Here is a 6,983-nt window from a genome sequence, read left to right on the forward strand (position 1 = left end):
AAAAAACCAGCACATCAAGAGATGAACTGGGGATTTTTATTATTTAGGGGTTCATACACATATAAAAAGGGACTAATAGTCCAAAGTAGTTCAAAAACTACTCAACTGTTAGACCCCCGATATGAATGTTTTGTAGTTCTAGTATGAGGGGATAACTGTCGAAAACCCGTTTCTCCTTTTTTTATTACTAACATTTTACACCGAATGCACACAGTGTCAAAAGAAACTTAAGAATATGTTATAATGGTACAGCTAAAAGGAGGCAACTATGGCATTAGATGGTTTATTGTTGCATGTAATCAACAAACACTTACAGGCACTTTGTCCCTGTAAGTTAAATAAAATCCAAAATATAAGCGATGAAGAGCTTTTATTTGTCCTTCGTACACATACCAAGACCGAAAAGCTTGTCATCAATGTACATTCCAATACCAATCGTATTTACTTAAACGATTATACCTATCCTTCACAGATGGCTCCCAGCAACTTTGTGATGGTGCTCCGCAAAAACTGCAATCAGGCAATCATTGAAGATATTAAACAGATTGGTTTTGATCGCATTTTAGAAATGTCGATCGTAGCCCGCGATGAATTGGGCGATATCAAAAAATATAAATTATACATTGAATTGATGGGCAAATACTCCAACCTGGTTTTTGTTGATCAACAAGGAATCATCATTGATGCCTTAAAGCGCATACCGGTTTACGAAAACTCCAAGCGCTTGATCCATCCAGGTGCTCGCTATACATTACCGGATCCCGGTCATAAACAAGATCCGCTGCATGTAACACATATTGATACAGATACCAGCCTTGTCAAACAAATCTATGGTTTTTCTCCCTTGTTGTCAAAGGAATTCCTCTATCGATTAAACAAAGGACAAACGTATGAAACGATCTTGCAGGAGTTACTAAATTCCTCATCTCTTTATGTATATGAAAAGGATTTTCATGCCTTAGAGATGCAGCACATAGAACAAAAGCCAAAAATCTTTCCATTTATGGAAGGCTTTCATCATCTTTACCAGGAAGAAGAACAAAAAGCTCGTATCAAGGAACAATGTGGGGATGTCTTTCGATGTGTGGAAAAAGAAAAGAATAAAACCATCAAAAAGCTTCCCAAGCTGCAAAGCACGTTAGAACTTTCACAGGACTATCAAAAATATCAGGAATACGGTGATCTTTTATTTGCCTATATGGATGAAGTACCAAAAGAGCCGATCATTGAAGTTCCTTCTTTTGAACGAGATGAATGGGTACAGATCCCTATTGATATGCGCTATGATCTCAAACAAAACGCCAATAAGTATTATCAGAAATATCACAAATTAAAACGATCACTAGCCATATTAAAAGAACAGATCGATGCATGTAAGGAAGATATTGCTTATTTTACACAGTTAGAAGAACAGTTAGCTCATTGTTCTATTCCTGATGCGCTGGAAATTCGCGAGGAACTTGTCAAAAATCGCATCTTGTTTGTAAAAAAGAATCAAAAGAATACCAAACGCAAAAACAAGCCGAATTTACTATGTCTTCAAAAAGACGATTTTACAATCTTTGTCGGTAAAAATAATCTGCAGAATCATTACATTACACATCAAATTGCACGTAAAAACGACTTATGGTTTCATGTTAAAGATTATCATGGATCTCATGTTTTATTGAAAAGTGAACATGTAGATGAAGAACAAATTCGTATGTGTGCCAACCTGGCCGCCTATTATTCCAAAAGTAAAGATTCCAGCAGTGTACCGGTCAATTACACCACAATTTCGAATTTAAAAAAAGTTCCCGGAGCCAAAACCGGTTTTGTGACCATGAAAACCTATAAAACCATTTATATTGATCCCCAGGAGGCACCGGTGGAACAATGGATACAGGAATACAAAAAAATCTGATCAATTTGACCAGATTTTTTTATCCTTTGATTTCTACCGTTGATCCATCCGGACCCGGTGTATTTTTTAAGTAATCGATGATTTCCTGTTTTTTATCCGGTTTACAAGGCTTACACAAGAACGTGTTAACCTCTTTTGTGACCATGGCTTCAGCCATACCGGAACAACCCGGATAACCACATCCTCCACAGTTATAACCAGGAAGCATTCCTGTCACTTTTTCTACACGTTCATCCACTTCCACTTTGAGAAACCGGTCAGCAAAGCCTAACCCTAGTCCTAAAAGGCCTCCCAATACAAGCATCATGACGACTGCAATCAAAATCGTATCCAACATATCCTATTCTCCTTCTGCTTTCTTTATATGATGAGCAGGATTGTGTGAGCAGGAAAAATCATGACAGCCTTCACAATCGGCTTTCAGATCTTCACATCCTTCCGGTAATGGTGTCTTTTTGTTTAATAGATACAAAACGATATACACCAGTACCAGCGCTCCAAAAAACAATGCTGCTAAAAGGTATTTCATTATACGATACCTGCAAGTCCGGAAAATGCCATAGACATGATGGCTGCACAAATCAGGGCAATTCCATTTCCTTTAAAGGCAGCCGGTACATTGCTTAGCTCTAAGCGTTCACGAATGGTTGAAAAGATATACAATACAAGCGCAAAACCAAGCGGTGTACCAACAGAATATACCAGCATATGTGAAAAATCATAAGTATTGGTAATGTTGACTAAACATACATTTAATACAACACAGTTGGTCGTGATCAATGGCAGATAGACACCTAACGATTTATACAAGCTGGGACTGTACTTTTTGATGAACATCTCCGTTAACTGTACCAACGATGCGATGACCAGGATAAAGGTGATCAGTTCCATAAATTCCAAACTGATCGGAACCAAAACCAAATAATATAAAGCGTAAGTAACCAGAGCCGCTACCACAATAACAAAGACAACGGCAACACCCATTCCTAACGCACTGGACTTTTTCTTCGATACGCCCATAAAAGGACACATACCTAAGAACTGGTTTAAAATGACGTTATTGATCAATACACTGGTTACCAGTAAAGTTACTAATTCACTCATATTCTATTTCTCCTTTGCCTTTTCTTTGGCTTCCAGATGTACTTTATAAGCACCTAAAGCCGAAGCCAGACAAGCAAACGTAATAAAGGCACCTACCGGAGAACCAAATAAAGAAATGGTAAAATCTTCCGGGAACAGCGTGACATTCAATAGCACCTGCGCCGTATTAAACGGATTGGTGATCAAAATACCGCCGGTAGAGAGCACCTCACGAATAATGGACATGGAAAGTACCGCTAATGTATATCCAAGTCCCATACCAATTCCATCGATTGCACTGGCTACGATACCATTCTTGCTCGCAAAACTTTCGGCACGACCTAAAATGATACAGTTGACAACGATCAGAGGTATAAATACACCCAGACTTTCATTTAATGCCGGTGCAAATGCCTGAATCAACATTTGTATGATCGTTACTAACGTCGCAATAATCACGATGTAAACCGGAATACGAATCTCATCCGGTGTGATTTTTCGAATCATGGAAATGATCACATTCGACATCGTCAATACGATGATAACGGAAACACCCATACCGATCGCATTATTGATGGTTGTTGTAATAGCCAGTGTTGAACAGATACCCAGAAACAAAGAGAAAACCGGATTGTCTTTGATCAAACCATTTTTGAAATTCTTTAACTGATCCATGTTCTTCCTCCTATTCTAAGCTTTCTACTACACTAGCCGCTTCATGGATCCCATTGACAACGGCACTCGAAGAAATCGTAGCCCCTGAAATCGTATCGAGTTGTCCATCGGCCGGATTACCTTCCATGGATTTTCTAAACGGTTCATCCAAGACCTGTGTTCCCAAGCCACTGGTATCCCCATTGGAAATTGCGATAAATTTATCGATGTTTAAATTATTTTTATCGATAGAAACTAAGAACGTTGTTCCCTGACTATAACCGGAAACGCTCATATTGAAGATGTAGAAATCTTGATAAGAATAAATCTTATTGATCGTTTTTGATTCAATGGAAGAAAGATCAACATTTTTAAAATCTTCAACATTGGCATCCGGATACATTTCCAATAAAGTTTCTCTTTCCTGTTTTGCCTCATTTTCGGCAATGACAGGTTCTGTCAGCTCATTAAAATAAGCTAAGGCACCACCGGCAATGACAGACACGATAGCTAAAAACAATGTTAAATGAAGAATCTTTTTCATAACGTTTCCTCCATTCTAACCGTTTCCACCATTGCTGTTTTTCCCGTGGCAGCTGTTGTAACCGGTTCTACCGAAGTAGCGGCATAGAAAGATACGGCAAGTCCTAAGATGGCTAAACAGCCTGCCATGATATAAGCTTTTTTCTTAACGACCAGCTGAACACCATCTAAGCTGCTTTCAATCATTGGCGTAAACATATTCATCAAAAGAATAGAATATAAACAACCTTCCGGAAGATTGGCCTTTAATCGCAACAAAACTGTGATTACTGCTGCTCCCAGGGCAAAGATCACACGACCCTGCGCACTGGTAGGGCTTGTGACCGGATCGGTTAACATGAACACCGCACCAAAGACGATACCACCGGTAACCATATGTAAAAGCGGATACCAGATAAAAGCCGGAATACCGTGATAGGAATCAATACCGCTTAATACGGCAACCACAGCTGTCAAAATAAAGATCGTTCCTAAATATACGACCGGAACACGCCAATCGATGATCTTACGTACACAAAACCAGATTCCGATCAATACGATCGCAAGGGTAAAGGTTTCTCCTAATGCCCCATCGTAAAAGCCTAAAGCTAAATTGGCAAAACCACCATATTGTGATAAAAAGGAATCCAATGCTTCCGCAGAGGCCGGCAGCCAATTAAACGTATTGGCTAGATAGGCTGTAGGAGTAGCCCCGGTTGTAATGCCTGCGGCAGCAGCACTGGTAAAGGCGGCAAAAATAACGGCTCTTCCGACTCCGGCCGGGTTAAAGATATTTTGTCCAAAACCGCCAAACAACAACTTTCCAAATACGATCGCAAAAATTGTGGCAATGATTAAAGCATAAACGGTCATGGTAATCGGCACCATCAATGTCAGGATAATACTTGTCACCCAACCAAATGACTTTTTCATATAAGTGATCGGATTCTCTTTATAAATCTTGGCAAAGATTGATTCACAAATAAACATTGTGACTAAAGAGCTTACCAACAACAAAACTTCATGTAATACATAGCTTGCGCCATACGTTGTACCATTATAGAAACAAGATAAAAGGAAAAGAATCATCAGACCTACTGTCAGCTCTAACATGATCTTTTGTGTGGTCAGGCTTCCTTTTAAACTTGGTGATACGTGAAAATTAAATTTCATAGCTTGACCCCTCTTACTTCTTCTTTTTCAACATAACTGTTCGTTTTGCCTTACGAACATTTTCTGTTACATCGATATGACTCGGGCAAACATAGGTACAAAGTCCACACTCAATACATTGTAAAGCCCCTCTTTTTTCCATTTCTTTGGCATCACCGGCATTCACAGCCATGGCAATACGTACCGGTTGTAAGCCGGCCGGACAATGATCGCTGCATCGACCACATCGTAAGCAGGCAATCGCATCATCTGCTACATTCGGTAAAACCGTAATCGCATTGGTCGCACGATCGATGACAAACTGATCATTGACGATCGTTCTTCCCATCATCGGACCACCGGCAATCAAACGAACGCTGTCTGTCGTATAACCGCCACAGGCTTTGATGACTTCCTGTACCGGTGTACCAACCGGACATTCCACGTTAGTAGGATTTTTAACCCCTTCACCGGAAACCGTTACGATCTTTTTAGTAATCGGCTCTCCTTTTTCAAACGCATAGGCTGCCGCAATAGCAGTTGTCGCATTACTGATGATCGTATGAGCTTCGGAAGGAAGACGATCATATTCTGTATGCAGGATCTCACGTACTAAAACACGTTCCCATCCCATAGGATACACATCCGGTACCGGATAGACTTCCATTCCCTGTTTATCATTCAGTGCATCCTGCACGACTTGAATTAGATCCGGGTGTGTTTTCTTGATCGCAATATACACTTTTGATACATCAGCCATCTTCTTAAAGATTTCACATCCCATCACAAAATGAGAAACATCCTTCATGATGATCTTATAATCGGCAGTAATATAAGGCTCACATTCAACCGCATTGATGATGATACAATCAATTCCATCCGGCTTCTGATACTTTACATAGGTAGGAAAACCAGCTCCCCCTAAACCAACAATACCGGCCTGTTTGATTTGTTCTACACATTCTTCCCTTGTTGCCGTATGATAATCCAAAGGCAAAAGCGCCTGTGTTTTTGTTTGTGATCCATCCAATTCTATAACCATATGGTCCATAGGCTTCAACATAGCACTCATTCGTTTTTTTATACCGATATAAGTACCGGAGACACTGGAATACAAAGGCACAAAAAAACCAGACTTTGTTTGCGCCAGTTTCGTACCGATCTGTACCTTATCGCCTTCACTGACAAAGATTTCAAAGTCTGTATTGGCACCAGCGGCCAAAGGGATATAGACTTCTTTTTCAGGCATCAAAGAAATGACGTCTTTTTTCTCTGTCAAACCTTTACGTCCAGGAATATGATGATGCATTTCTCCCAGAAACAGTGACATATAAAAATCCCTCCTAATAATTCATTCTTTCTTATCATATTCTTTTTATGAAACAACTTCAAGGTCTTTTCCTAATGCATATGTCATCTTAATGTAACTCAAGAATTAAAAAATACAGTGACAAACCAATTTCATCACTGTATCAATTTAACTTAGGATGTAAAAGTTTTTTTAAACACATCGTAAAGTACAAAGCTAATACATCCGATCATCAAAGGTAGAAATACAAAGTTTTGTATAAAAAGAGAGTTTTCTAGCTGACCTTGAACAAAGAAAGTATGTTTGAAGTAGTAAAAGACCACAAATATTATAAGAAATAATAGAAACTCTAATAAAATG

8 protein-coding genes are annotated in these 6,983 nt (G+C 39.3%); 1 reads left to right on the forward strand and 7 read right to left on the reverse strand.

Annotation, left to right across the window (positions count from 1 at the left end; translation table 11 throughout):
* Positions 1-268 precede the first annotated feature (268 nt).
* Entirely contained in the window at positions 269-1,903 is a 1,635-nt protein-coding gene (locus U0M88_RS09030) for an Rqc2 family fibronectin-binding protein (protein ID WP_294687100.1), read from the forward strand.
* A gap of 19 nt (positions 1,904-1,922) precedes the next feature.
* Here the strand turns inward: U0M88_RS09030 and U0M88_RS09035 are convergent, their stop codons facing one another.
* From U0M88_RS09035 to U0M88_RS09065, 7 genes are read right to left on the reverse strand one after another with little or no spacing between them, the layout of a single operon-like run.
* Entirely contained in the window at positions 1,923-2,240 is a 318-nt protein-coding gene (locus U0M88_RS09035) for a (Fe-S)-binding protein (protein ID WP_206198179.1), read from the reverse strand.
* A 3-nt stretch (positions 2,241-2,243) separates the two neighbouring features.
* Positions 2,244-2,432, reverse strand: a complete 189-nt coding sequence (locus tag U0M88_RS09040) for a hypothetical protein (protein WP_022788996.1) — start codon at positions 2,430-2,432, stop codon at positions 2,244-2,246.
* On the reverse strand, positions 2,432-3,007 hold the full coding sequence (locus tag U0M88_RS09045; RefSeq protein WP_117446884.1) for an electron transport complex protein RnfA: 576 nt from the start codon (positions 3,005-3,007) through the stop codon (positions 2,432-2,434). Before U0M88_RS09045 ends, U0M88_RS09040 begins: the two co-directional genes overlap by 1 nt.
* 3 nt (positions 3,008-3,010) lie before the next feature.
* Complete coding sequence (rsxE, locus tag U0M88_RS09050; RefSeq protein WP_117446885.1) at positions 3,011-3,661, reverse strand: electron transport complex subunit RsxE; 651 nt, start codon at positions 3,659-3,661, stop codon at positions 3,011-3,013.
* Between the two features lie 10 nt (positions 3,662-3,671).
* Positions 3,672-4,184, reverse strand: coding sequence for an FMN-binding protein (locus tag U0M88_RS09055; RefSeq protein WP_117446886.1), 513 nt, complete (start codon positions 4,182-4,184; stop codon positions 3,672-3,674).
* On the reverse strand, positions 4,181-5,335 hold the full coding sequence (locus tag U0M88_RS09060; RefSeq protein ID WP_331869598.1) for an RnfABCDGE type electron transport complex subunit D: 1,155 nt from the start codon (positions 5,333-5,335) through the stop codon (positions 4,181-4,183). Before U0M88_RS09060 ends, U0M88_RS09055 begins: the two co-directional genes overlap by 4 nt.
* 13 nt (positions 5,336-5,348) lie before the next feature.
* On the reverse strand, positions 5,349-6,644 hold the full coding sequence (locus U0M88_RS09065; RefSeq protein ID WP_168964484.1) for an RnfABCDGE type electron transport complex subunit C: 1,296 nt from the start codon (positions 6,642-6,644) through the stop codon (positions 5,349-5,351).
* Between the last annotated feature and the right edge of the window lie 339 nt (positions 6,645-6,983).

The sequence above is a fragment of the Faecalicoccus sp. genome (assembly GCF_036552745.1).
Classification (GTDB): Bacteria; Bacillota_I; Bacilli_A; order Erysipelotrichales; family Erysipelotrichaceae; genus Faecalicoccus.